General features: G+C 69.7%; 20 protein-coding genes and 4 tRNA genes. 7 read left to right on the forward strand and 17 right to left on the reverse strand.

The genetic code is table 11. The annotated features are described in order from the left end of the window. Window positions 1-21: 21 nt before the first annotated feature. From rpoB to NBZ83_RS14505, 8 genes are all read right to left on the reverse strand, one after another. The gene (rpoB, locus tag NBZ83_RS14470; protein ID WP_261567288.1) at window positions 22-3,447 is read right to left on the reverse strand and encodes a DNA-directed RNA polymerase subunit beta; all 3,426 of its coding nucleotides are present in this window, start codon (window positions 3,445-3,447) and stop codon (window positions 22-24) included. A 932-nt stretch (window positions 3,448-4,379) separates the two neighbouring features. Further along, on the reverse strand, window positions 4,380-4,772 hold the full coding sequence (gene rplL, locus NBZ83_RS14475; protein WP_261567289.1) for a 50S ribosomal protein L7/L12: 393 nt from the start codon (window positions 4,770-4,772) through the stop codon (window positions 4,380-4,382). Window positions 4,773-4,950: 178 nt separating this feature from the next. Then, entirely contained in the window at window positions 4,951-5,523 is a 573-nt protein-coding gene (gene rplJ, locus NBZ83_RS14480; protein ID WP_261567290.1) for a 50S ribosomal protein L10, read from the reverse strand. A 463-nt stretch (window positions 5,524-5,986) separates the two neighbouring features. Continuing rightward, a complete protein-coding gene (gene rplA, locus NBZ83_RS14485; protein ID WP_261567291.1) occupies window positions 5,987-6,703 on the reverse strand; it encodes a 50S ribosomal protein L1 in 717 nt (238 codons plus the stop codon). Between the two features lie 132 nt (window positions 6,704-6,835). Continuing rightward, window positions 6,836-7,270, reverse strand: coding sequence for a 50S ribosomal protein L11 (gene rplK / locus NBZ83_RS14490; protein WP_261567292.1), 435 nt, complete (start codon window positions 7,268-7,270; stop codon window positions 6,836-6,838). 35 nt (window positions 7,271-7,305) lie between these two features. Further along, window positions 7,306-8,193 (reverse strand): transcription termination/antitermination protein NusG, encoded by an 888-nt coding sequence (gene nusG / locus NBZ83_RS14495; protein WP_261567293.1) that lies wholly within the window; start codon window positions 8,191-8,193, stop codon window positions 7,306-7,308. Between the two features lie 170 nt (window positions 8,194-8,363). Continuing rightward, the gene (gene secE / locus NBZ83_RS33345) at window positions 8,364-8,633 is read right to left on the reverse strand and encodes a preprotein translocase subunit SecE (protein ID WP_261567294.1); all 270 of its coding nucleotides are present in this window, start codon (window positions 8,631-8,633) and stop codon (window positions 8,364-8,366) included. 47 nt (window positions 8,634-8,680) lie between these two features. Next, window positions 8,681-8,753 (reverse strand) — tRNA-Trp (locus tag NBZ83_RS14505). 427 nt (window positions 8,754-9,180) lie between these two features. Here NBZ83_RS14505 and NBZ83_RS14510 point away from each other — a divergent pair. Further along, window positions 9,181-10,389 (forward strand): pyridoxal phosphate-dependent aminotransferase, encoded by a 1,209-nt coding sequence (locus NBZ83_RS14510; protein WP_261567295.1) that lies wholly within the window; start codon window positions 9,181-9,183, stop codon window positions 10,387-10,389. A gap of 62 nt (window positions 10,390-10,451) precedes the next feature. Here NBZ83_RS14510 and NBZ83_RS14515 read toward each other — a convergent pair whose 3' ends face one another. The 5 genes from NBZ83_RS14515 to NBZ83_RS14535 all read right to left on the reverse strand — a co-directional run bounded on the left by NBZ83_RS14515 (window position 10,452) and on the right by NBZ83_RS14535 (window position 12,273). Then, window positions 10,452-10,880, reverse strand: a complete 429-nt coding sequence (locus tag NBZ83_RS14515; RefSeq protein ID WP_261567296.1) for a MaoC/PaaZ C-terminal domain-containing protein — start codon at window positions 10,878-10,880, stop codon at window positions 10,452-10,454. Window positions 10,881-10,974: 94 nt separating this feature from the next. Beyond that, entirely contained in the window at window positions 10,975-11,433 is a 459-nt protein-coding gene (locus NBZ83_RS14520) for a MaoC family dehydratase N-terminal domain-containing protein (protein ID WP_261567297.1), read from the reverse strand. A gap of 327 nt (window positions 11,434-11,760) precedes the next feature. Further along, window positions 11,761-11,925 (reverse strand): 50S ribosomal protein L33, encoded by a 165-nt coding sequence (gene rpmG / locus NBZ83_RS14525; protein WP_009740545.1) that lies wholly within the window; start codon window positions 11,923-11,925, stop codon window positions 11,761-11,763. Between the two features lie 97 nt (window positions 11,926-12,022). Further along, window positions 12,023-12,096: transfer RNA gene (locus NBZ83_RS14530), tRNA-Met, on the reverse strand. A gap of 101 nt (window positions 12,097-12,197) precedes the next feature. Then, window positions 12,198-12,273 (reverse strand) — tRNA-Thr (locus tag NBZ83_RS14535). Window positions 12,274-12,663: 390 nt separating this feature from the next. Between NBZ83_RS14535 and NBZ83_RS14540 the strand changes: the two genes are divergently transcribed. Both NBZ83_RS14540 and NBZ83_RS14545 read left to right on the forward strand, forming a co-directional pair. Further along, window positions 12,664-14,220, forward strand: coding sequence for a GH25 family lysozyme (locus NBZ83_RS14540; RefSeq protein ID WP_261575172.1), 1,557 nt, complete (start codon window positions 12,664-12,666; stop codon window positions 14,218-14,220). A 212-nt stretch (window positions 14,221-14,432) separates the two neighbouring features. After that, window positions 14,433-15,032 (forward strand): DUF7144 family membrane protein, encoded by a 600-nt coding sequence (locus tag NBZ83_RS14545; protein ID WP_261567299.1) that lies wholly within the window; start codon window positions 14,433-14,435, stop codon window positions 15,030-15,032. Window positions 15,033-15,108: 76 nt separating this feature from the next. Here the strand turns inward: NBZ83_RS14545 and NBZ83_RS14550 are convergent, their stop codons facing one another. Next, entirely contained in the window at window positions 15,109-15,582 is a 474-nt protein-coding gene (locus NBZ83_RS14550) for a gamma-glutamylcyclotransferase family protein (protein WP_261575173.1), read from the reverse strand. Between the two features lie 118 nt (window positions 15,583-15,700). Here NBZ83_RS14550 and pyrE point away from each other — a divergent pair, with 118 nt between their 5' ends. After that, window positions 15,701-16,234 carry an orotate phosphoribosyltransferase gene (gene pyrE / locus NBZ83_RS14555; protein ID WP_261570895.1) on the forward strand — a complete coding sequence of 178 codons (534 nt, stop codon included), beginning with the start codon at window positions 15,701-15,703 and terminating at the stop codon, window positions 16,232-16,234. A 103-nt stretch (window positions 16,235-16,337) separates the two neighbouring features. On the opposite strand, the gene NBZ83_RS14560 is transcribed toward pyrE, so the two are convergent. Continuing rightward, window positions 16,338-16,422, reverse strand: a tRNA-Tyr gene (locus NBZ83_RS14560). A 197-nt stretch (window positions 16,423-16,619) separates the two neighbouring features. Between NBZ83_RS14560 and NBZ83_RS14565 the strand changes: the two genes are divergently transcribed. After that, window positions 16,620-17,108, forward strand: coding sequence for a YajQ family cyclic di-GMP-binding protein (locus tag NBZ83_RS14565; RefSeq protein WP_261570894.1), 489 nt, complete (start codon window positions 16,620-16,622; stop codon window positions 17,106-17,108). Window positions 17,109-17,327: 219 nt separating this feature from the next. Here NBZ83_RS14565 and htpX read toward each other — a convergent pair whose 3' ends face one another. Both htpX and NBZ83_RS14575 read right to left on the reverse strand, forming a co-directional pair. After that, window positions 17,328-18,200 carry a zinc metalloprotease HtpX gene (gene htpX / locus NBZ83_RS14570; protein ID WP_261570893.1) on the reverse strand — a complete coding sequence of 291 codons (873 nt, stop codon included), beginning with the start codon at window positions 18,198-18,200 and terminating at the stop codon, window positions 17,328-17,330. Window positions 18,201-18,336: 136 nt separating this feature from the next. Next, complete coding sequence (locus NBZ83_RS14575) at window positions 18,337-19,371, reverse strand: Rossmann-like and DUF2520 domain-containing protein (protein WP_261570892.1); 1,035 nt, start codon at window positions 19,369-19,371, stop codon at window positions 18,337-18,339. Between the two features lie 479 nt (window positions 19,372-19,850). On the opposite strand from NBZ83_RS14575, the gene NBZ83_RS14580 reads away from it, so the two are divergent. Together NBZ83_RS14580 and NBZ83_RS14585 are read left to right on the forward strand one after the other, a co-directional pair. Next, on the forward strand, window positions 19,851-21,734 hold the full coding sequence (locus NBZ83_RS14580) for a 2-oxoacid:acceptor oxidoreductase subunit alpha (protein WP_261570891.1): 1,884 nt from the start codon (window positions 19,851-19,853) through the stop codon (window positions 21,732-21,734). Next, a complete protein-coding gene (locus NBZ83_RS14585; RefSeq protein ID WP_261570890.1) occupies window positions 21,731-22,792 on the forward strand; it encodes a 2-oxoacid:ferredoxin oxidoreductase subunit beta in 1,062 nt (353 codons plus the stop codon). Before NBZ83_RS14580 ends, NBZ83_RS14585 begins: the two co-directional genes overlap by 4 nt. Window positions 22,793-23,720 lie beyond the last annotated feature (928 nt).

Here is a 23,720-nt window from a genome sequence, read left to right on the forward strand (position 1 = left end):
GGCCGGGCCCCCGGCGCCCGCTCAGACCTCCTCGACGCTGCTCGGCTCGCGCCGGGACAGGTCGATCCCGAGTTCCTCCGCCGCACGGAAGACGTCCTCGTCGGTGTCACGCATCTCGATCTGCACACCGTCGCTGGAGAGGACCTCGACGTTGAGGCACAGCGACTGCATCTCCTTGATGAGCACCTTGAACGACTCCGGGATGCCGGGCTCCGGAATGTTCTCGCCCTTGACGATCGCCTCGTAGACCTTGACTCGGCCCACGACGTCGTCGGACTTGATGGTCAGCAGCTCCTGCAGGGCGTAGGCGGCGCCGTACGCCTCCAGCGCCCACACCTCCATCTCGCCGAACCGCTGGCCGCCGAACTGCGCCTTACCACCCAGGGGCTGTTGGGTGATCATCGAGTAGGGCCCGGTCGACCGGGCGTGGATCTTGTCGTCGACCAGGTGCAGCAGCTTGAGGATGTAGATGTAGCCGACCGCCACCGGGTACGGGTACGGCTCGCCGGTGCGGCCGTCGAACAGCGTGGCCTTGCCGGAGGAGCCGATGAGCTGGACCCCGTCCCGGTTCGGGTGGGTGGAGTCGAGCAGACCGGTGATCTCCTCCTCGCGGGCGCCGTCGAAGACCGGGGTGGAGACGTTGGTTCCGGCCGGGGCGGCGTCCGCGCCGATGCCGCGCAGCCGCTCCTTCCACTCCTCCTCGCCGGTGTCGACCTGCCAGCCCGTCTTGGCCACCCACCCGAGGTGGGTCTCCAGGATCTGGCCGATGTTCATCCGGCGCGGCACACCGTGCGGGTTGAGCACGATGTCGACCGGCGTGCCGTCCTCGAGGAACGGCATGTCCTCCTGCGGGAGGATCTTGGCGATGACGCCCTTGTTGCCGTGCCGACCGGCGAGCTTGTCGCCGTCGGTGATCTTCCGCTTCTGGGCGACGTAGACCCGGACCAGCTCGTTGACGCCGGGCGGGAGCTCGTCGCCGTCCTCGCGGGCAAACACCCGCACGCCGATGACCTTGCCGGACTCGCCGTGCGGCACCTTCAGCGAGGTGTCGCGGACCTCCCGGGCCTTCTCCCCGAAGATCGCGCGCAGCAGCCGCTCCTCGGGGGTCAGCTCGGTCTCGCCCTTCGGGGTGACCTTGCCGACCAGGACGTCGCCGGGCGAGACCTCGGCACCGATCCGGATGATGCCGCGCTCGTCGAGGTCGGCGAGGACCTCCTCGGCGACGTTCGGGATGTCGCGGGTGATCTCCTCCGGGCCGAGCTTGGTGTCCCGGGCATCGACCTCGTGCTCCTCGATGTGGATCGAGGACAGCACGTCGTCCTGCACGAGGCGCTGCGACAGGATGATCGCGTCCTCGTAGTTGTGCCCCTCCCACGGCATGAAGGCGACCAGCAGGTTCTTGCCGAGCGCCATCTCGCCGTTGTCGGTGCACGGGCCGTCCGCGATGACCTGGCCGGCCTCGACCCTGTCCCCTTCGAACACGATCGGCTTCTGGTTGATGCAGGTGCCCTGGTTGGACCGGCGGAACTTCGCCAGCCGGTAGGTGCGCCGGGTGCCGTCGTCGTGCATGACGGTGATGTAGTCCGCCGAGAGGTCCTCGACGAGGCCGGCCTGGACGCAGACGACCACGTCGCCGGCGTCCTTGGCCGCGCGGGCCTCCATCCCGGTGCCGACCAGCGGCGCCTCGGAGCGCAGCAGCGGCACCGACTGGCGCTGCATGTTGGAACCCATGAGCGCGCGGTTGGCGTCGTCGTGCTCGAGGAACGGGATCATGGCGGTCGCCACGGACACCATCTGCCGCGGCGAGACGTCCATGTAGTCGACCTCGTCCGGCGGGATGAACTCGACCTCACCGCCCTTGCGGCGAACCAGCACGCGGTCCTCGGCGAACGTGCCGTCGGGTCGCAGCGGCGTGTTGGCCTGCGCCTTGACGTGCCGGTCCTCCTCGTCCGCGGTGAGGTAGTCGATCTGGTCGGTGACCTGGCCGCTGACGACCTTGCGGTACGGCGTCTCGACGAAACCGAACGGGTTGACCCGCGCGAACGTCGACAGCGAGCCGATCAGGCCGATGTTCGGGCCTTCCGGCGTCTCGATCGGGCACATCCGGCCGTAGTGGCTGGGGTGCACGTCGCGGACCTCGAAGCCGGCCCGTTCCCGGGACAGACCGCCAGGGCCCAGCGCCGACAGGCGGCGCTTGTGGGTCAGACCGGCCAGCGGGTTGGTCTGGTCCATGAACTGCGACAGCTGGCTGGTGCCGAAGAACTCCTTGATGGAGGCGACGACCGGCCGGATGTTGATCAGGGTCTGCGGCGTGATCGCCTCGACGTCCTGGGTGGTCATCCGCTCGCGGACGACCCGCTCCATCCGGGCCAGACCCAGGCGAACCTGGTTCTGGATCAGCTCGCCGACCGTGCGCAGCCGCCGGTTGCCGAAGTGGTCGATGTCGTCGACCTCGTACTCGGACGGATCCGCGCCCGCGTGCAGCTTGACGACGTACTCGATCGTGCGCACGATGTCATCCTCGGTGAGGACACCGACATCGTGAGCGACCTCAAGGGTGAGCTTCTTGTTCACCTTGTAGCGGCCGACCTTCGCCAGGTCGTAACGCTTGGGGTTGAAGAAGAGGTTCTCCAGCAGGGTCTGCGCCGACTCCCGCGTCGGCGGCTCGCCCGGGCGCAGCTTGCGGTAGATGTCGAGCAGCGCGTCGTCCTGGCTGGCCGTGTGGTCCTTCTCCAGGGTGATGCGCATCGACGGAAAGTCGCCGAAGCGCTCCAGGATGCGCGCCTCGTCCCAGCCGAGCGCCTTGAGCAGCACGGTGACGGACTGACGGCGCTTGCGGTCGATCCGGACGCCGACGGTGTCCCGCTTGTCGATCTCGAACTCCAGCCAGGCCCCACGCGATGGGATCACCTTGCAGGAGTACAGGTCCTTGTCCGACGCCTTGTCCAGGCTGCGCTCGAAGTAGACCCCTGGCGACCGGACGAGCTGGCTGACCACCACACGCTCGGTCCCGTTGATCACAAAGGTGCCTTTCGGGGTCATGAGCGGGAAGTCGCCCATGAACACCGTCTGGCTCTTGATCTCACCGGTGGTGTTGTTGGTGAACTCGGCCGTCACGAACAGCGGGGCCGAGTAGGTCATGTCCTTGTCCTTGCACTCCTCCACGGAGTACTTGGATGGCTCGAACCGGTGATCCCGGAAGGACAGGGACATGGAGCCGGAGAAGTCCTCGATCGGGGAGATCTCCTCGAAGACCTCCTCCAGACCGGAGGTGATCGGAACATCGTCCCGGCCCGAGTCCACGGCCTCCTGAACCCGCTCCGCCCAGGCGTCACTACCGATCAGCCAATCGAAGGACTGCGTCTGAAGAGCAAGGAGATCCGGGACCTCGAGGGGCTCGATGATCTTAGCGAACGAGATGCGGGAGGAAGAGCGCGAGGCGGCCAAGGTGGTCCTTCCGGGTGGCCTGATCGTCGGGCTGGCGTCGCGGACGTCAAGGATCCGTCGGGGGTGTGGTCAGGTGATCAGTGTCTCGCTACGGTTGTCGGGAACAGCGACGGGGGGTGCCCCGCCGGTGAGAGGATGACCGCGAGGCGCACAGGCGCGGCGGCGCTGGGCGTCCCGGCGGCCGGTCGCGCGGCCGGAGTCGGCCCTCGTCCCGCGGCAAGTCCGCCGGTCCCTGGTCCGTCGGTCCGCCGAACCGCAGATAACTGCCGCGACAGGCGTTCGGCTGACCGCGGGCGCGCCAAAGCGCCGTCGCGGCGCAAGCGCGCGGCGACGCCGGTGTCCGCTGAGAACAACGGGTCGGTGCACGGGCAAAGGTCTGCTCAGAGTCCTCGGTGTGGCTGCGATACAGCCGTGCCACGCACCAGCACGGCCAACGCGCCTTCACGTCGAACCGGAACCCACCGCGTGTGCGGCACCGACGACATGGTCGGAACCTCAAGGCGGCGCGTACCGGACCCCCACAGAGAGCCCGACCTCACCGGAAAGGTGTCGGCGGAGCCGATGCGACGAAAAGGGCAGCGCAAACTAGCAGTGTAGCCGAAGGGCACACCGCTGGCAAGGACGTGCGTGGCAGGACCACGCGGGGAGAACGTAGCGCACCGCATCTGCTTCCCGACGAGCGTTCGCGACATGATGGAACTCCGATCTACAGGGGCCGTCAACCCCCTTCGGAAAACGTCACGAACGACCCGACCTGCTCATCCGCTTACGTAGCAGCGTGTCTCGGCGTTTCGAGGGCTCAGACGCCGCGTGCCGGGGCACCTCGGAGGTGCCCCGGCACGCGGGATGCGCCGCGGTCGCGTCGAGCGACCGCACCGGCCCGCGGCGGCGGGCCAGAGCCCGCCCGGGCCGGACCCGGAAGACGGGCGGTGTTACTTGACGGTGACAGACGCGCCGGCGCCCTCGAGGGCCGCCTTGGCCTTCTCCGCGGCGTCCTTGGCGACCTTCTCCAGGACGGGCTTGGGGGCCCCGTCGACGAGGTCCTTGGCCTCCTTCAGCCCGAGGCTGGTCAGCGCCCGGACCTCCTTGATGACCTGGATCTTCTTGTCGCCGACGGACTCGAGGATGACGTCGAACTCGTCCTGCTCCTCAGCAGCCGGGGCCTCGCCGCCGGCGCCGCCGGCGAGCGGCGCCGCAGCCACGGCGACGGGCGCCGCGGCGGTCACGCCGAAGGTCTCCTCGAACTGCTTCACGAACTCCGAGAGCTCGAGCAGAGTCAGTTCCTTGAACGCGCCGAGCAGCTCTTCGGTCGACAGCTTCGCCATGATGGCGTTTCCTTCCTCGTCATGGGCGATGATCTCGGCCGGCCGGATGGGCGACCGGTGATCGGGGTGGCTCGTGGGTGGTGTCGGCTGGGCCTTGGCGTGCCGGCCCGGCCGGCGCGGGGTGGTCCAGGGGCAGCGGCAGCCGTTGCCGGCCACCGTCATCCCGCGGTGCGGACGGTTACTCCGCGGCGGCCTCGGCCGCCGGCGTCTGCTCGGCGGCCACCTCGGCGCCGGCCTGGCTCGCCCGCTGCTCGCGCAGCGCCTCGGCCAGCCGGGCGACCTGCGACAGCGGGGCGGCGAACAGGCCGACCGCGCCGGACAGCGAGCCCTTCATCGCGCCGGCGAGCTTCGCCAGCAGGACCTCGCGAGACTCGAGATCCGCAAGCTTGCGGATATCGTCGGCCGTCATCGCCTTGCCCTCGACGACGCCGCCCTTGACCACGAGGGCCGGGTTCGCGCGGGCGAAGTCGCGCAGGCTCTTGGCCGCCTCGACCGGGTCGCCGGTGACGAAGGCGACGGCGGTCGGGCCGACGAACAACTCGTCGATCCCGGTGACGCCGGCCTGCTCCGCCGCGATCTTGGTCAGCGTGTTCTTGACCACCGCGTAGCGCGCGCCCTTGCCAAGGGTGCGCCGCAGCTCGGTGAGCTGGCTCACCGTCAGACCGCGGTACTCGGTGAGGACCGCGGCGGTCGCGCCACGGAACTCCTCGGCGATCTCCGCCACCGCGGCGGTCTTCTCAGGTTTCGCCATGGGGCTCCTTCGGGGTGTCGGCCGGCCATCCGTCAACCCCGGGAGACGACGAACGCCCCGGCGCAGGCGCACGGGGCGTGAAGAGCGACATGGGCGGGGAGGACGGCGCACCAGCGCCGACCGCCTCCACAGTGCCGCGGTCCTTGCTTCCGTCACCTACGCGGGCCGCCCGGGGAGGTCGGGCCTTCGACCGTCGCTCGGCCCGAGCGGGATCTTCCCCACCTGGGTGACGACGGCGACCAGCGGTCTTCGGTGTAAAACGTGTTCGTAACAAGTATACGCGACGATCTCACGTACACGTTCACCGGCCAGCACGAGCCCCGGCCTCCCCCGCTTATCTTGCCTTTCCAGAGGGACGAAACGAACACGGAGACCTCTGGAAAGGCAAGAAAGCCGGGAAAGCTGCAAGCAAGGTGGCCGGCGCTGTGCGCGCGGCCGGAGCGGGCCCGGCGCGACGATGGGATCAGGCGGGAACGCCGTCCTCCAACAGGTTGCGGACGCGGTTCGGGTCGACCGGGATACCCGGGCCCATGGTGGTGGCGAAGGTGATCTTCTTGAGGTAGCGACCCTTCGCCGCCGAGGGCTTCACCCGGACGATCTCGTCCAGGGCCGCCGTGTAGTTCTCAATGAGCTGGGCGTCGGTGAAGTGCGTCTTCCCGATGACGATGTGCAGGTTACCCTGCTTGTCTACCCGGAAGTTGATCTTTCCGCCCTTGATGTCCGCGACGGCCTTGCCGATGTCCAGCGTGACGGTGCCGGTCTTCGGGTTGGGCATCAGCCCGCGGGGGCCGAGGATGCGGGCGATCCGCCCGACCTTGGCCATCTGGTCCGGCGTGGCGACCGTCGCGTCGAAGTCCAGGAAGCCCTCCTGGATGCGGGCGACCAGGTCGTCGCTGCCGACGATGTCGGCGCCGGCGGCGGTCGCCTCGGCAGCCTTCTCACCGGCGGCGAACACGGCGACGCGCGGCGACTTGCCGGTGCCGTGCGGCAGGTTGACGGTGCCGCGGACCATCTGGTCGGCCTTGCGCGGGTCGACCCCGAGGCGGATGGCGACCTCGACGGTCGCGTTGTACTTCGTGGTCGAGGTCTCCTGCGCGAGCCGGACGGCGTCCAGCGGGCTGTAGAGGTTCTCGGGGTTGATCTTTTCGGCGGCGGCCCGGTAGGCCTTGCTGCGCTTCATGGGTGTCTCCTCGTGGTGCCGGCGGACGATCGGCCCGGCTCGCCACGGCGTGGACCTCGTCCGCGCCGCAATCGGCGGTACCGACCGCCCTCCCACGGCGTTGGTCCGGTGTGGCTGGGTGGGCGCGGAAGGCTAGTCGCCGACCGTGATTCCCATCGAGCGGGCAGTCCCCGCGATGATCTTCTCTGCCGCCTCGATCGTCGTGGCGTTGAGGTCGGGGAGCTTGGTCTGAGCGATCTCGCGCACCTGAGCCGGGGTCAGCTTGGCGACCTTGTCCCGGTGCGGAGTCCCGCTGCCCTTCTCCACGCCCGCGGCCTTGAGGATGAGCCGCGCGGCCGGCGGGGTCTTCGTGACGAAGGTGAACGACCGGTCTTCGAACACGGTGATCTCGACCGGCACGACGTTGCCGGTCTGCGACTCGGTCGCCGCGTTGTACTGCTTGCAGAACTCCATGATGTTCACGCCGTGCTGGCCCAGCGCGGGACCGACCGGCGGCGCCGGCGTGGCCTTGCCGGCGTTGATCTGGAGCTTGATGACCGCGGTGATCTTCTTCTTCTTGGGGGGCATGTGCTCGTCTTCCTACCGGGGTTCTACGGACCGGATCAGATCTTCGCGACCTGATTGAACTGCAGCTCGACGGGCGTCTCGCGACCAAAGATCGAGACCAGCACCTTCAGCCGCTGGGCGTCGAGGTTGATCTCGCTGATGGTCGCCGGGAGCGTGGCGAAGGGCCCGTCCATGACGGTGACCGACTCCCCGACCTCGAACTCCTGGACCCGGACGGTCTCGACCTTCTTCTCCTTCGGGGCCGCCGGAGCGAGGATGGACAGAACCTCCTCGCGGCGCAGCGGCGAGGGCCGGTTGGTGAGCCCCACGAACCCGGTCACACCCGGCGTGTTACGGACCGCGGACCAGGACTGGTCGGTCAGGTCCATCCGGACATAGATGTAACCCGGGTACTTCTTCTGCTGGACCAGCTGCCTCTTGCCGTTCTTGACCACCGGAACCTCTTCGGTGGGCACCTCGATCTGGAAGATGTAGTCCTCCATGTTGAGGCTGGAGATACGGGTCTCGAGGTTGGTCTTGACCTTGTTCTCGTAGCCCGCGTACGAGTGCACGACGTACCACTCGCCCGGCGCGTCCTCGATGGCGCGACGCAGGTCGTCCTCGTCCTCGTCATCGTCATCGGTGTCGTCGGCCACGGCGACCGGCAGCGCGCTCGTGGGCTCGGCGACCGCGGCAGGCTCGCCCGCCGCGCCGGGCTCGGCGCCCGCGTCGGCCAGGGGACCGGCCTCGTCGGCTGCCGCGCTGGCGTCGGTCTCACCGGTGGCCTCGACGCCCGACTCGTCGGTGTCGTCGGCGCTGGCGTCATCGAGCTCGGCGCCGGCGTCCGTGCTCGCCACCTCGTCGTGCTCGAACGCCGCGAGGAGATCGAGACGGGCGAGGGCCTCCCCCTGCTCGGAAGAGGCCTGCTCGGGCGACTGGGACACGCGGACGATCCTTCTCTCGTGGACGCTTGGTGCTGCTGTGGACTCCGCGGAGCGGGCGCTGCGCGGGCGTGGTGCCGAACGGGCGGGCGTGACCGGCCGGCGGACCGGCGGCTGTCACCGGCCCGGACCCGTTCGTCCGCACTGCCCGACCCCGCCGGCTGGCGGACCCGTCAGCCGAAGATCGCGAGGACCGCCTTCGTGAGCCCGAAGTCGAGACTAGCCACGAAGGCCGTCATCACGCTGACGAAGACGAGCACGACCAACACATAGGTGATCAGCTCGCTCCGGCCCGGATAGACGACCTTCCGGAGCTCCGCCATGACCTCGCGGATGAACCGAAGGACCTTGTCGATGAACTGAAACGGCCGATACCGACGCCGGCCCGCGGTACGCGTGGCCCGTCTGGGACGCGGTGCCGCGTCACGGGTATCGGTCGCCACTCAACTCCACCCACTCCGTCGCCAAACCAGCCAACCATCGAACAGCGCAGGGGCGACAGGACTCGAACCTGCAACCGCCGGTTTTGGAGACCGGTGCTCTACCAATTGAGCCACGCCCCTTGGACACGCCCGGAGCCCCACCGTCTCGCCGGACCCACACGCTGCGCTTATGAACCATAGCGCACAGGCCAGCCCACGAGCCGGTTACCGCAATGGGTACCCGAGCGGATCGAGCATACCCCTTCATCGCCCCGACTCCGCGCGGGCCGATCGCGTCGAGTGCTCGCCGGCCAGTGCAGGCTGTCCGGACGGTGGCCACCGGGTGTTGCGCGGAACCGTCCGGGCACTGTCCCGAGTCCCGCCGCGCACCGTCCGCAGGACCCGCGGCGCGCCGGCCGCGAAACCCGCGGCGCGCCGTCCACGGGACCCGCGGCACAACGGCCGCAGGACCCGCGGAACCGGGTCCTGCGGCCACCCCGGCGCCGGTCCGCACGGACGCCGCATCCCGGCCGCCTGCGTACGACGCTCATCCGGACGCCATGGCAGCATGGGCACTATGAGCAGGATCTCAAGCCGCATCGGCGGCATCGCCCCGTCCGCGACGCTGGCCGTCGACGCTACCGCGAAGGCGATGCGCGCCGAGGGGCAGGACGTGGTCGGCTTCGGCGCCGGCGAGCCGGACTTCCCAACGCCGGACCACATCGTCGCCGCCGCGGAGAAGGCATGCCGAGAACCCCGCATGCACCGCTACACCCCGGCGGGCGGCCTGCCGGAGCTGCGGCAGGCCATCGCCGAGAAGACGGCCCGAGACTCCGGCGTCACCGTTTCCGCGAGCCAGGTTCTGGTGACCAACGGCGGCAAGCAGGCCGTCTACGAGGCGTTCGCGACGCTGCTCGACCCGGGTGACGAGGTGCTGCTGCCCGCGCCGTACTGGACGACCTACCCCGAGTCGATCCGACTCGCCGGAGGTGTGCCGGTCGACGTCGTCACCGGGCCGGAGGCCGGCTACCGGGTGACCGTCGAGCAGCTCGAGGCGGCCCGCACCGAGCGCACCAAGGTGCTGTTGTTCAACTCGCCGTCGAACCCGACCGGCGCCGTGCACACGCCGGAGGAGATCCGCGAGATCGGCCGCTGGGCCGAGCAGACCGGCATCTGGGTACTCGCCGACGAGATCTACGAGCATCTCGTCTACGGCGAGGCACGGTTCGCCTCGATCCTGGCGGAGGTGCCGGAGCTCGCGGAGCGCTGCGTCATCGTCAACGGCGTCGCGAAGACCTACGCGATGACGGGCTGGCGGGTCGGCTGGCTGATCGGGCCGGCGGACGTCACCGCCGCGGCGGCGAACCTGCAGTCGCACGCGACCTCGAACGTCGCCAACGTCTCCCAGATCGCGGCGCTTGCCGCCGTCACCGGGTCCCTCGACGCCGTCGCCGAGATGCGCGTCGCCTTCGATCGCCGCCGGCTGACGATGCACGGCATGCTCACCCAGATCCCGGGGGTGAGCTGTCCGCTGCCCGAGGGCGCGTTCTACTGCTATCCCTCGCTGCAGGGCGTGCTGGGCCGAACCCTGCGCGGCCGGACCCCCACGACCAGCGCCGAGCTGTGCCAGCTCATCCTGGAGGAGGCCGGGGTCGCCATCGTCCCCGGTGAGGCGTTCGGCACCCCGGGCTTCGCCCGACTGTCCTACGCGCTCGGCGACGAGGACCTGGCCAAGGGCGTGGGCCGGCTGTCCGACCTGCTGGCCGAGGCCGTCTGACGGACTGGCCGCCCGCCCTCCGACCCGCCGCCGGCCCGCTCCCGGCTGCCGGCCCGTTCAGCTCAGCTCAGCTGAACGGTGGCGCGGGCGGCCATCAGCACCTTCTCGCCGCTACACCGGGTGGTGAGGTTGACCACCACCCGGTTGTCGTCGAGCTTCTTCTCCACGACGCCACGCACCGACACCGAGGCGCCCTCGTCGCCGTCCGGCACTACCACGGGCGAGGAGAACTTCACGCCGACCTCGAGCACGGCGCCCGGGTCCCCGGCCCAGTCGGTGACGAGCCGGGTGGCGGTCGCCATCGTCAGCATCCCGTGCGCGAGCACGCCGGGCAGGCCCGCGTCCGCGGCGGCCCGCTCGCTCCAGTGGATGGGGTTGAAGTCCCCGGACGCTCCCGCGTAGCGGACGAGATCGACCCGCCGCAGTGGGAACAGCCGTTCCGGCAGCTCGGTGCCGACCTCGACATCGTCATAGCCGACGGTCGCCGTCATCGTTGTTCTCCCCAGCGTGAGGCACTCCCGGTGAGCCCCGGGGGTGCGGCCGGACGCCCGGCCCGGTCCGGGCTGGGCGCCGTGGGACGCGCGCTTATCCCCGCGGCGGTGCCGTACCACGGGAGACCAGGGTGCACGCGCCGAGCGCGACCTCCTCGCCACCTGACGTGTCGTAGCGGTAGGTGGTGACGAGGACCTCGTTCCGGCCCACCGCGCGGATGCCGGTCAGGGTCGAGGTGGTGATCAGTTCGTCCCCCGCCACCACCGGTCGACGCAGGGTGAAGCGCTGCTCACCGTGCACGACCAGGGCATAGTCCAGCCCGAGCGCCGGATCATCGGTGGGCAGCCCCAACGCCCCGGGGATCGCGCTGATCAGGAACGTTGGCGGCGCGACAAGATCGGAATAGCCGGCGGCCTTGGCGGCTTCCACGTCGTGGTACAGCGGATTGTCGTCCCCGATCGCCCGGGCGAACTGCCGGATGTGCTCGCGTCCGACCTGGAAGGGGACGGGCGAGACGAAACTGCGTCCCACAAAGTCCTGGTTGAGCGACATCACGGCTCCGATCTCGATGTCCACGGCAGGCCCGGATGCCGCAATCGGCGGTCCGGCGAATGTGCCGCGCCGGTTGCGGCGTGGATCATCTCACCACGAACCAGGCGTGCTGCCCCATCAACGGGCGGGTCGACGTGTCCTAGGTATCACACCGCCGAACCAGCGCCGCCGACCCGGACCGACACGCCCGCTCGGGGGACCGGCACGCAAACAACCGGCCAGGGCGATCCCTGGCCGGTTGTGAGGACGCGATGGCGGTGGGCTCACGGAATCCGAAGTGCATCCGCCAGACGGCGGCGTGGCCCCAACGGGGGACGCCGGGCATCGTCAGCGGGTCTCGCGGTGCTCCGTGTGCTTGCCGCAGTTCGGGCAGAACTTCTTCAGCTCAAGACGATCCGGGTCGTTGCGCCGGTTCTTGCGGGTGATGTAGTTCCGGTGCTTACACACCTGGCACGCCATCGTGATCTTCGGGCGGACGTCAGTGGCGGCCACGGCGTGATGCCTCTTCCTGAATCGGGTGCTGAACTGATCGGGCGACGCGGCAGGCCGCGAGCCCCTAAGGGGGCTGCGGCACACCGCACCCCGATAGTAGCGGTGGCCGGACTTGAACCGGCGACACAGCGATTATGAGCCGCTTGCTCTGCCAGACTGAGCTACACCGCCAGGATGGTCTCCAGGATGCCCGGAGATCAGACCACAAGCTTACCCGGGAGAACCGGCGGAACCGCCCATCCCGGACACGAACCCGCCCGAGGACTGGAACGTGGAGCCCCTTTACGGAATCGAACCGTAGACCTTCTCCTTACCATGGAGACGCTCTGCCGACTGAGCTAAAGGGGCGCGAGGTCGCGGAGCTTAGGTTACACGACGGCGAGCACGGTTGGGACGGCACCCCCGCCCGTTTCGTCCCCGATCACGCGGGCACCGCTCCGGACCGGCCCTCGGCGGTCGCCGCCCGCCGGCGGATGCCCGGAACACCCCCATCGCCAGCCTTGCCCACTGGCACGCCGCCGTGCCCGACCCGGCGGCCGTTCCGACCGGAAGATGCGCAGATTGCCGGCGAGAACAACTGTCCGTAGCGAATAACTCGGACTCCCTTACCTTTGATAGCTGTAAGTAATTCCTTGAATGCTTAGCGTGTGGTGCACCCGTTGGTGCGCCCCTCTTGGCGCGGCCAACCGGATCACGAGCCTCCCCGACCGTCGCCTCCCAAGCATCCGAGGGTTGCCCATGCGTTCGACGCATCGTCCTGGCCGGTATCCGACGACCCGAGGCACCGACGGTGATGCCGGCCCTGTCGGCATCCCGATCCGGCCCGGCACCCCGCTGCCACCCGGCACGGTGTTCCCCCGACCCGACCGGCCGGACGCGATGGCCGCCCAGGCATCGCCGTCCGGGCCGATCCGCCCCTCGAGCGCCGTCCCGGTCCGCCGGACGGACGCCGCCGGCCACACCCCTCGCCACCGGTCCTCGCCGGCCAGGACGACCAGGACGACCAGGACGACCAGGACGACCAGGACGACCAGGACGACCAGGACGACGCTCGCGATACCGCTGCCCCGACGGTTGCTGAGCGTCGCCGCACTCACCGCCGCCACACTGACCATGTCCGGCACCGCCGGCGTCGCCCAGGGGGCGACCCCCTCGCCGTTGTGGCCACGCGGGGTCGACGTGGCCTCATGGCAGCACCCGGGTGGCGGGCCGATCGACTGGCTCGCGGCTCGCGGCTCCGGCCTCAGCTTCGCGATCATCAAGGCCACCGAGGGGACGAACTACACCAACCCGTTCTTCGTCGCCGACCGCGCTGCCGCCACGCAGGCCGGACTGGTGGTCGGCGCCTACCACTACGCGCGCCCGACACAGTCGCTGTCGACCGCGGTGGAACAGGCCCGGCACTTCATCGCCGTCACCGGGTTGACGCGCACGGCGGGCCACCTCGCGCCCGTGCTGGATCTGGAGGACACCGGCGGGCTCGACCCCCGGGCACTCGCGGCCTGGACCCGGGCGTTCCTGGAGGAGGTCGAGTCCGAAACGGGACGCATCCCCATCATCTACACCTATCGTTCGTTCTGGACCGGGAAGATGGCGGATACCCACGACTTCGTGAAGTACCCGTTCTGGTTCGCGATCTACAACGACCAGGCGACCCCCGGCTGGCTACCTGGCGGCTGGTCGACATGGGCGCTGTGGCAGTACACCTCGGGTGGCGCGGTGCCCGGGATCGCCGGCAACGTGGATACGAACGTGCTGTGCTGCACATCGAGCGCGCTCACCGCGCAGGCGGACGGCACCCACAGCGAGATCGAGAAGTGGTACGCGGCCGCGGGGCCGACCCAGGCCAACCTCGGTGCCCCGGTCGGGGTCGAGAATCCCGCGGGCGGCGGGGGGCGTTGGCAGCAGTACGGCAACGGCCTGGCCTTCTGGTCCGTCGCCACCGGGGTACACGCGCTGTATGGCCCGATCTCGACGAAGTACCTCGGCGCCGGCGGGTCGAACAGCTTCCTGCGCCGCCCGGTGAGTGACATCGAGATTGCCGGTGCACCCGGCGCCCAGCAGGCCCGTTTTCAGGGTGGCTGGATCTACTGGCATCCGGCGACCGGAGCCCACGAGGTCCACGGCCGGATTCTGCAGACCTACCTGACCCTCGGCGGCTCGACGTCCAGCCTCGGCCTACCCACGACCGACGAGTACTCGGTGCCGGGCGGACGGGAGAGCACCTTCCAGCACGGCCGACTGCACTGGGACGCCACCACGAACAAGATCACGACGCTGCCACCCCTCGGCTGAACCCAGTAGGGGTGACGTCGGTACAGGACGGGTATCGCACCTAAGCGGCGGACGGTAGTTGTCTGACTACCGAATGACGACCGGACCACACGGTGCCGGTATCGACCTGCCGCGACCACGAGGTCGTGCCCCGTCCGATCCCGGTGGCCCCCTCACCGGGGCGTGGCGGTTCACCGGTCGGGCGAGGCATCGACGTCGAACGGGAGGAAGAGATGGCAGGAAATCGGGCAGTTCGCCCGCTGAGCGGATGGCTCACCTTCGCCGCCGTGATCATGTTCATCGTCGGATTCCACAACCTGATCTACGGCATCGCGGCCCTGCGCGACTACACGGTGGTCGTGAACAACCTCAACGGCGGCGCGAACATCCTCTACGCCGACACCAACTTCTGGGGCGTGTTGTGGATCGCGATCGGCATCGTCGAGATGGCGCTCGCCTACGGGATCTACATCCGCAATGACTACGCGCGGTTGGCCGGCATCGCTATCGCGGCGATCAACGCGATCGGCCAGCTCGCCTTTGTGGCAGCGTTCCCGGTGTGGTCGGTCATCATCATCGCGATCGACATTCTGGTGATCTACGCACTGTGCACCTACGACAGCGCCCACGGCCGCTTCGAGGAGCCGTACCCGGGCGACCGAGCCGGCGTGGGTGAGGCCGCCGGCCGCGGCGCGGGCGTCGGTGGCCGGCCCACGCAGACCGCGGGCGTCCGCTCGGGGGGCTCCGGCGGGTTCACCGACCGGGGCGGACCGGGGGAACCGGGCGGCGGCAGGCGCGGTGACGAAGGACTCCCGCCCACCGTCAACCGCTGAGACGACGGGCTGGCCGGAGCAGCCGGTCAGCCCGCCGGCGGCGGTGCGGCTCTGCACCGAAACATGCAGCGCGGCCCTACGGCTCCGGATCGGTCAGCCGGGCCCGCCAGGCCGCGCACCGCAGGACGTAGTCGCCGAGGTGCCGGTCGGCGAACGCCAAGGCGTCCCAGTCCTCGGCGATTGCCTCGGCCGCGTCCAGCCAAAGGTAGGCGACCGCCGGGCGGCCATCGGTCAGGACGAGCGGACCGGCCGCGTAGGCCGAGCCCTCGAAGGCGTCGAGGACCGCACGTTCCGTTGGATCGAGGCCGACGAGCACCCGGCCCGCGGTCGGCGCCTCGTCCTGAGCCCCCCGGCGCACCAGCCCCGGGTAGAGGCGGTCACGCAGCCGGGCGGCCCGCCATCCGGGAGCGGCGGCGGACTCCATCGGGGGCACCCGGCCGATCAGTGTCGAGACCACCTCGGGAAACATCAGCGTCCCGTAGACGAACAGCAGTGGACCGGGGCCGTCCGGCGGGACCGGCAGACGGCGCTCGTCGGCGGATCGCGACATTGGGGCACCGTAGCGCCGGTTGGTTGTCGAACGCCCCGGTACGTCGCGTGTGGGCGAGTGGCGAACGCCGACCGGCAATCGCGGTGGGCCCGGGCGGGGCGGCACTAGAGTGCACCCCGTGAGCGACGACGCGGCGTTGGCCGCCCGAGTCCGGGCCGCCTCCCATCTGACCGGCACCTTCCTGCTCCGGTCGGGCAAGACGAGCACCGAGTACTTCGACAAGTACCTCTTCGAGGCTGACCCGGAGCTGCTCGCCGCGATCGTCGACGGCCTGACCGGGCTCGTGCCCGCGGGCACCGAGGTCCTGGCCGGGCTCGAGCTCGGCGGCGTGCCCCTGGCCACCCTGCTCTCCCAGCGCACCGGCCTGCCCACACGGTTCGTGCGCAAGAAGGCCAAGGAGTACGGCACCCGGCGGATCGCCGAGGGCGGTGAGGTCACCGGCCGCCGCGTCGTTCTCGTGGAGGACGTCGTCACCTCCGGCGGCGCAGTCCTGGACGCGACGAAAGTGCTGCGCGACGAGGGCGCAATCGTCGAGGACGTGCTCTGCGTGATCGACCGCGGCGAGGGCGGCCGCGAACGGCTGGCCGAGCTCGGCCTGACCCTGCGCCCGCTGCTGACCCGCGCCGAGCTGGATGCCGCCGCAGCCCGCTGAGCGGCGAGCACCCATCGCCGCGACGTAGCCCGAAAAGCGGTCAGGCCCGAAGCGTCGCTTCGGGCCTGACCAAACGTACGAATCCCCGGGGCGAGCCCGGGGATGGTGGCAGGTGATGGATTCGAACCATCGTAGGCTGAGCCGACGGTTTTACAGACCGTTCCCTTTGGCCGCTCGGGCAACCTGCCTTCGTAGAGGAGCATACCGGTCCCGCTGGACCGCCGGGACGGTGGACCGCCCCGCAAGGCTGTCGTCGATCGAATACAACGGTGAGTAGTCACCCCCCGGGGCGGGTACCGCCCCTGATGGCCACGTACGGTGGTCAACTCGACACCCTCACCCAACCGGACATCCCCGTACCGAACCGAACTGGAGGTCCGCGCGCGTGGCAGACCCATCCTTCGACATCGTCAGCAAAGTCGACGAACAGGAGATAGACAACGCCGTCAACCAGACGGCCAAGGAGATCCGGACCCGCTTCGACTTCCGCGACACGGGCGCGTCGGCCGCCCTGTCCGGGGAGTCGATTCTGCTAGTAGCGAACACAGACGAGCGGGTCAAGGCAGTGCTCGACGTCCTGCAGGAGAAGTTCGTCAAACGCGGCATCTCGCTCAAGGCGCTGTCGTTCGACGAGCCCAAGCCGTCGGGCAAGGAGTTCCGCCTGTCGGTGACCATCCAGCAGGGCATCGCGGACGACAAGGCCCGCGCGATCGCGAAGAAGATCCGGACCGATGGCCCAAAGGGTGTACAGGCCCAGATTCAGGGCGACCAGCTCCGCGTCACCGGGAAGAAGCGGGACGACCTGCAGCGGGTGATCCAGCTACTGAAGGCCGAGGACTTCGAGGTCCCGCTCCAGTTCGTCAACTATCGCTGAGGCCCGCACCCGAAAACGGCGCACCCCGCCCGATGGGGGGTTTCGGGCGGGGTGCCTGCGGCGGAACCTGGGGGGTTCGCTCCGCCGCCGTCGTGGCCGTGAAACGTTTCCGTTCCCGGCTGCCATCCCGCGAAACGCGGGCGACAGCAAAACTCTACTCCGAGTTCCCCACCGCAATATGGCTGCGCCAGGGTGGACAACACCGTGGTCGGTTGCCGGTCACCGATACGGGTTCATGCGAGCGAGCTGTTCCAAGCGGGCGATCCGCTCGTTCATGGGCGGATGGGTCGAGAACAGCCGGCCGACGCCGCCGCCGCGGAACGGATTGGCAATCATCAGCGCGGCCGCGGGGCCCAGCTTCGAGTTCTGCGGCAGCGGGCGAGCAGTCGCACCCGCCTCCAGCTTGCGCAGCGCACTGGCCAGCCCGAGCGGGTCGCCGGTGAGCGTCGCGCCCGACTCGTCGGCCTGGTACTCCCGGGATCGACCGATGGCAAGCTGAATGACCGACGCCGCCACCGGCCCCAGAATCATCAGCAACAGCAGCTCGAAGATGCCCGGCCCGTTCTCCTCGTCACGTCCGCCGAAGATGGCCAGGAACTGGGCCATGTTCGCCAGGTACACGATGACGCTGGCGAGGGCACCGGCGACCGAGGCGATGAGAATGTCGCGGTTGTACACATGACTGAGTTCGTGCCCGAGAACGCCGCGCAACTCGCGATCGTCCATCAGTTCCATGATGCCCTCGGTACAGCAGACCGCCGCATTGCGCGGGTTGCGGCCGGTGGCGAAGGCGTTGGGCGAGCCGGTCGGGCTCAGGTACAGCCGCGGCATCGGCATGCGGGCATTGCGGGCGAGCTCCCCGACGATGGCGTAGAGCCGGGGCTGCTCTACCTGTGTGACCGGGTAGGCCCGCATCGCCCGCAGGGCGATGCGATCCGAGAAGAAGTAGGAGAAGCCGTTCATCGCGAGCGCGAGCACCAGGGCGATGAGCAGTCCACCCCGCCCGAACAGCGAACCCACCAGCAGGATGGCGGCAGAGAGCACGCCCAGCAGCAGCGCGGTCTTCAGACCGTTGAGGTGGCGGTGCGGCATGGCGATCGGGTGTCCGTCCTGTCGAGCCGGTACGGCTGTTCAACGCGGGGACTCCGGGCCAACGTTCCCGGCCACCGTGTGGCCGATGCCTCCCCGCGGTCATCGGCGAGCTGCCGCGGTCTCACCCAGCTGGCCGTCACGTCGAGCCCGGCCCGCCCGCACGACCCACGCCACCGGACTCCTCCGCACCACCGGCATCGTCCGCACCACCGACATCGTCCGGACCGCCCGCCCGCGGCGGATCCGTGGCAGCGCCCGCACGCAGCCGGTCGGCCAGGGACTCCTCGAGCAGGCCGGCCTGCTCGAGCCCGCCGGCGGTGTAGGCCACCAGCGCCCGGTAGACGGCCGCGACGGCGGGATCCACGGCGTCCAGCGCCCGTAGATGGGCCTTGATGGTGCCGAGATCGCCGCGGCGGACCGGTCCCGTGGCCGCCGGCCAGCCCCCGGCAAGGGCATTGTCCAGGGAAGCCCGCAGCAGGGGGGCGAGGGCAGCACCCGGATCGGCGACGCCCGCCGCCGCGAGCGTTTCCCGGGCGGCGACGGTCAGGCTGGTCAGGAAATTGCCACCGATGACCAGCGCGGCGTGATAGAGATCACGTCTACTGTCTTCGATCGATAGCGGGATGCCGCCGACGTCGGCGACGAGCCGCCGCGCCCGGCCCTCGGCGGCAGAGTCCGCGGTGATGCCGAACGGCACCCCGGCGAACACACCCGGGTCCCCCACCGCTCCGGGCAACGTCATGATCGGATGTAGCGCCATCCGAGCCGCGCCCACAGCCGAGCCGGCGGCGAGCGCCTCCAGGCCATGCCGGCCGCTGAGGTGCGCGAGGGTCTGCCCCGCCCGCACGGCGCGCGCGGCCACGAGCTCGGCCGTCACCGGCGCGATCGCATCGTCCGGGACGGCGATGAGCACCACCTCGGCCGCCCGCAGCCTCGTCACCACCTGCGGCACCGTGCCGATCCGCGCACCCGGGAACCGGCCCGCCGCGCGTTCGCGGCCGGCGGCTGACCGGCTGGTCACCGCCACCACCGGGTGTCCCGCGGCGGCCAGGGCGAGCGCGACGGCGCTGCCGGCCCGGCCTGCTCCGACGAGCCCGATCGTCTCCCCGCGATCGCCGCCGCCGGGGTCCCGCTCCGACCGATCCGGCACTGGGCGGGGGTGAGAGGCCATGGCTGCGATGCTGCTCCCCCACCCCCTGCCGGTCGCGATGGCACCTCGGCACCATCCGGCCAGTGCCCCGCGCCCGATACCCTGCGTGGTGCGGCTCCCACCGCAGTGGCAACGGAAGATAGCGAGTTGCGTACATGGAGTAATCGCAACAAGTTGCGAATGTGTCTATTCGCCGACAGGTCGCTCGGCCGGAGCTGCCCGGAAAGCCGCTCGGAAGCGCATTGAATGCGCACTGCCCACACCCATCGACAGGCGACGCATCCCGAACCACTCGGACACGGATGGCGTCAGTCGACCGCCAGGACGGGGGCGTACATACACAGAGTTGACAGATCATCACTCTACGCCAGAGCACCCGAGATCAACAGATTCGGGTCTGATCGTCGGGCCACCGCGTGCGATCGGTCGGCCCGGCACGCCGCACGCATCCCATTGCTACAGCCGGTAGGCTGGTGTGGTACCCGAGGAGGTTACTGAAGGTGTCTGAGCAGGTCAGGGAGAGGGAGACCCGCCGGCTCGACCGGGTGGTCGTGCGCTTTGCGGGCGACTCCGGCGACGGTATGCAGCTCACCGGAGAGCAGTTCACCAGCGAGACGGCCACGTTCGGCAACGACCTGTCGACGCTCCCGGACTTTCCCGCCGAAATCCGCGCCCCAGCCGGCACCCCGGCCGGAGTATCCGGATTCCAACTACATTATTCCGACCACGACATCCTCACCCCGGGTGACGCACCGGACGTCCTGGTTGCGATGAATCCCGCCGCGTTGAAGGCGAATCTCAAGGATCTGCCTCCCGGTGCCAGTCTCATCGTCAACACGGACGCGTTCACGGGCGGAAACCTCAAGAAGGCGGGTTATGCGACGGACCCGCTGACCGACGGCACGCTCGACCCCTACATGGTGCATCGGGTCCCCCTGACCTCGATGACCATCAACGCGGTGCACGCCGCGGAGGGGACCGGCTCGGTCAACAAGAAGGAGGCCGAGCGAGCGAAGAACATGTTCGCCCTCGGTCTCATGAGCTGGCTGTACCACCGGCCGACGGACGGCACCGTCGGTTTCCTGGAGAAAAAGTTCGCGAAGCGCCCGGAAATCGCCGCCGCGAACGTCGCCGCGTTCCGCGCCGGCTTCAACTACGGCGAGACGACGGAGTCCTTCACCGTCACCTACGAGGTGGCCCCGGCCCGGATGAAGTCCGGCACCTACCGGCGCATCACGGGCAACCTCGCGCTGTCCTACGGGCTGGTCGCGGCCGGCGAGTTGACCGGGTTGCCGCTGTTCCTCGGGTCCTACCCGATCACCCCCGCCTCCGACATCCTGCACGAACTGAGCAAGCACAAGCGGTTCGGTGTGCGGACGTTCCAGGCGGAGGACGAGATCGCAGGGATCGGCGCCGCGCTGGGCGCCTCCTTCGGCGGCTCGCTCGGCATCACGACCACCTCGGGTCCAGGGGTCGCGCTCAAGAGCGAGACGATCGGTCTGGCGGTGAGCCTGGAGCTGCCGCTGGTCATCGTCGACATTCAGCGTGGCGGGCCGTCCACCGGGCTGCCGACCAAGACCGAGCAGTCCGACCTGCTGCAGGCGATGTTCGGCCGCAACGGTGAGGCACCGGTGCCGATCGTGGCGCCCCGCTCGCCCGGGGACTGCTTCGACGCCGCGATCGAAGCCGCGCGGCTCGCGACGAAGTACCGCACGCCGGTGTTCCTGCTCTCCGACGGCTACCTCGCCAACGGCTCCGAGCCGTGGCTGCTGCCGAGGCGCGAGACGCTGCCGGACCTGAAGGTCACCTTCACTACCGAGCCCAACCACACCGGGCCGAAGGGGCCGGAGTTCTGGCCCTACCTGCGCGACCCGGAGACCCTCGCCCGGCCGTGGGCGGTCCCCGGGACGCCGGGCCTCGAGCACCGCATCGGCGGCATCGAGAAGTCCGACGGGCAGGGGAACATCTCCTACGATCCGGCCAACCACGACCGGATGGTCCGCCTGCGCGCGGCCAAGATCGCCGGCATCGCGAACGACATCCCCCCGCTGGAGGTGGAGGATCCCTCCGGGCAGGCACGCGTGCTCGTGCTCGGCTGGGGCTCCACCTACGGCCCGATCGCAGCCGGCTGTCGGCGGGTCCGCGCCAAGGGCCTGCACGTCGCTCAGGCGCACCTGCGCCATCTCAACCCCTTCCCGGCCAACACCGGGGAGATCCTGCGGTCGTACGACAAGGTGCTGATCCCCGAGATGAACCTCGGCCAGCTTCGGACACTGATCCGGGCCGAGTTCCTTGTCGATGCGATCGGTTACAACCAGGTCCGCGGGCTGCCGTTCAAGGCGGCGGAGCTGGCCGGCGTCTTGGAGGACGTGATCAACCAGTGACCGTCACGACGAATCACACCGGAATCAGCAACCGTCTACTCGATCTGGTGCCGGCCGCCCCGGCCCAGCAGAGCCGCAAGGACTTCACCTCCGACCAGGAGGTGCGCTGGTGCCCGGGCTGCGGTGACTACGCCATCCTCGCCACCGTCCAGGGCTTCCTGCCCGAGCTCGGGATCGCCCGCGAGAACATCGCCTTCATCTCCGGGATCGGCTGCTCCTCGCGGTTCCCGTACTACCTGCAGACCTACGGGATGCACTCCATCCACGGCCGCGCGCCGGCGATCGCCACCGGCCTCGCCACCTCGCGGCCGGACCTGTCGGTCTGGGTCGTCACCGGTGACGGCGACGCGCTGTCCATCGGCGGCAATCACCTGCTGCACGCACTGCGCCGCAACGTCAACCTCAAGATCCTCATGTTCAACAACCGGATCTACGGTCTGACCAAGGGCCAGTACTCGCCCACCTCCGAGGTCGGCAAGATCACCAAGTCGACACCGTTCGGCTCGCTGGACCGGCCGTACAACCCGGTGTCGCTGGCGCTCGGCGCGGAGGCCACCTTCGTCGGGCGATCGATCGACTCCGACCGGGCACATCTGACCTCGGTGCTGCGCGCCGCGGCGGAGCACCCGGGGACCGCGTTCGTCGAGATCTTCCAGAACTGCAACATCTTCAACGACGGCGCCTTCGACGCGCTCAAGGACCGGTCGAGCCGCGACGACGTGACGCTGAAGCTGGCGCACGGCGAGCCGCTCGTCTTCGGTGCCGAGGGCGACAAGGCGATCCGCCGCGCGGATGACGGCAGCCTGGAGGTCGTGCCCGCCGGCAGCCCCGGGGTCCTCGTGCACGACGCCACCGCGGCGGACCCGAGCCAGTCCTTCGCGCTGTCCCGGCTCACCGGCGACACGCACGGGGTGACGCCCATCGGAATCTTCCGCAGCGTCGACGTACCCACGTACGACGAGGCACTCAACACCCAGATCAGCGACGCCCGGGAAAAGCAGGGCGCCGGCGACCTGATGTCGATGATCTCCGGCGGGGAGACCTGGACCATCGACTGACCCAGGTGTGGACGACCGGGTCGCCCGGCCGCCACCGGCCGGCATTCGTCGGCCGGCCGGCCTGGGCGACCTGGGCGACCTGGGCGACCTGGGCGACCTGACAGGCGACCGGCATGAAGGCCGGGGCGCGCGCACTGCCGCCGCCCCGGCCTTTCGTCGTTCCAGGGGGACCCCGGGGGCACCCGAATTCTCGTCCAGGGAGCTGCCGGGGACCCCCGAAAGCGTCACCCACGGTCCGCCCGCTCAGTGACCCACCCGTCCCGCCAGCCCGGCGAGCGAGGGCGCGTTGGCCCGGCCGAGCACGGCCGGCGTGGGGCCCCAAAGCCGGCTCAGGCCCGGTGAGCCCGGCCCGAGCACCGGCCATGATGGGACGCGGCTCAGCCGTGAAAATACGGCGCGGACCGCCCTGCGACGCCGTTCCGGCTACGGAACATCTCCCTCGCACTGACAATTAACTAGTTACTTCGGATAAGTCCGGTATTTGCTGCTCCGCCCAGGTCGGGTAAGGTGATGTTGCGCGTGGGGGTGCCGTGTGGCCCGGGGGGGCTCACAACACCAATGCAGCCGGAGGCGTAGTGCGGGGTCATCGAACCCTCAGCCCGCGGTCCGCGGCCAGTCCGCGTTCGTCGGTGGGCACCGTCCATGCCGCCGAGGCGGCCTGTTGGCAACTGCCCTGCTGCCGGGTGAGCCGTGCCCAGCCAGCCGGGTCCGAAGCGCCGCTGCCCGCCGGAGGCAGCCGTGGGTAGTCACTCCGCCGGTCGGCACTCCCGCAGCGCCACCCCGCGCCACCCGACCGGCCCGCTCCCAGTCGGCACCGACGACCGCGCTTACGTCCGGACACCCTCCACCGGGACCATCGCCGCCTGGGGCGGCTCGGACCGCTCCAGTGGGCGCAGCCAGGCAGCCGCGCAGATCCCCCGGCGGATCC

This window comes from Frankia gtarii (assembly GCF_025403375.1).
Classification (GTDB): Bacteria; Actinomycetota; Actinomycetes; order Frankiales; family Frankiaceae; genus Frankia; species Frankia gtarii.

Coding starts and splice junctions, on each gene's coding strand:
- rplL (WP_261567289.1), bottom strand. CDS start 4,772: ATGGCGAAGCTGTCGACCGAAGAGCTGCTCGGCGCGTTCAAGGAACTG.
- rplJ (WP_261567290.1), bottom strand. CDS start 5,523: ATGGCGAAACCTGAGAAGACCGCCGCGGTGGCGGAGATCGCCGAGGAG.
- rplA (WP_261567291.1), bottom strand. CDS start 6,703: ATGAAGCGCAGCAAGGCCTACCGGGCCGCCGCCGAAAAGATCAACCCC.
- rplK (WP_261567292.1), bottom strand. CDS start 7,270: ATGCCCCCCAAGAAGAAGAAGATCACCGCGGTCATCAAGCTCCAGATC.
- NBZ83_RS14510 (WP_261567295.1), top strand. CDS start 9,181: ATGGGCACTATGAGCAGGATCTCAAGCCGCATCGGCGGCATCGCCCCG.
- NBZ83_RS14515 (WP_261567296.1), bottom strand. CDS start 10,880: ATGACGGCGACCGTCGGCTATGACGATGTCGAGGTCGGCACCGAGCTG.
- NBZ83_RS14520 (WP_261567297.1), bottom strand. CDS start 11,433: ATGTCGCTCAACCAGGACTTTGTGGGACGCAGTTTCGTCTCGCCCGTC.
- NBZ83_RS14540 (WP_261575172.1), top strand. CDS start 12,664: ATGCGTTCGACGCATCGTCCTGGCCGGTATCCGACGACCCGAGGCACC.
- NBZ83_RS14545 (WP_261567299.1), top strand. CDS start 14,433: ATGGCAGGAAATCGGGCAGTTCGCCCGCTGAGCGGATGGCTCACCTTC.
- NBZ83_RS14550 (WP_261575173.1), bottom strand. CDS start 15,582: ATGTCGCGATCCGCCGACGAGCGCCGTCTGCCGGTCCCGCCGGACGGC.
- htpX (WP_261570893.1), bottom strand. CDS start 18,200: ATGCCGCACCGCCACCTCAACGGTCTGAAGACCGCGCTGCTGCTGGGC.
- NBZ83_RS14575 (WP_261570892.1), bottom strand. CDS start 19,371: ATGGCCTCTCACCCCCGCCCAGTGCCGGATCGGTCGGAGCGGGACCCC.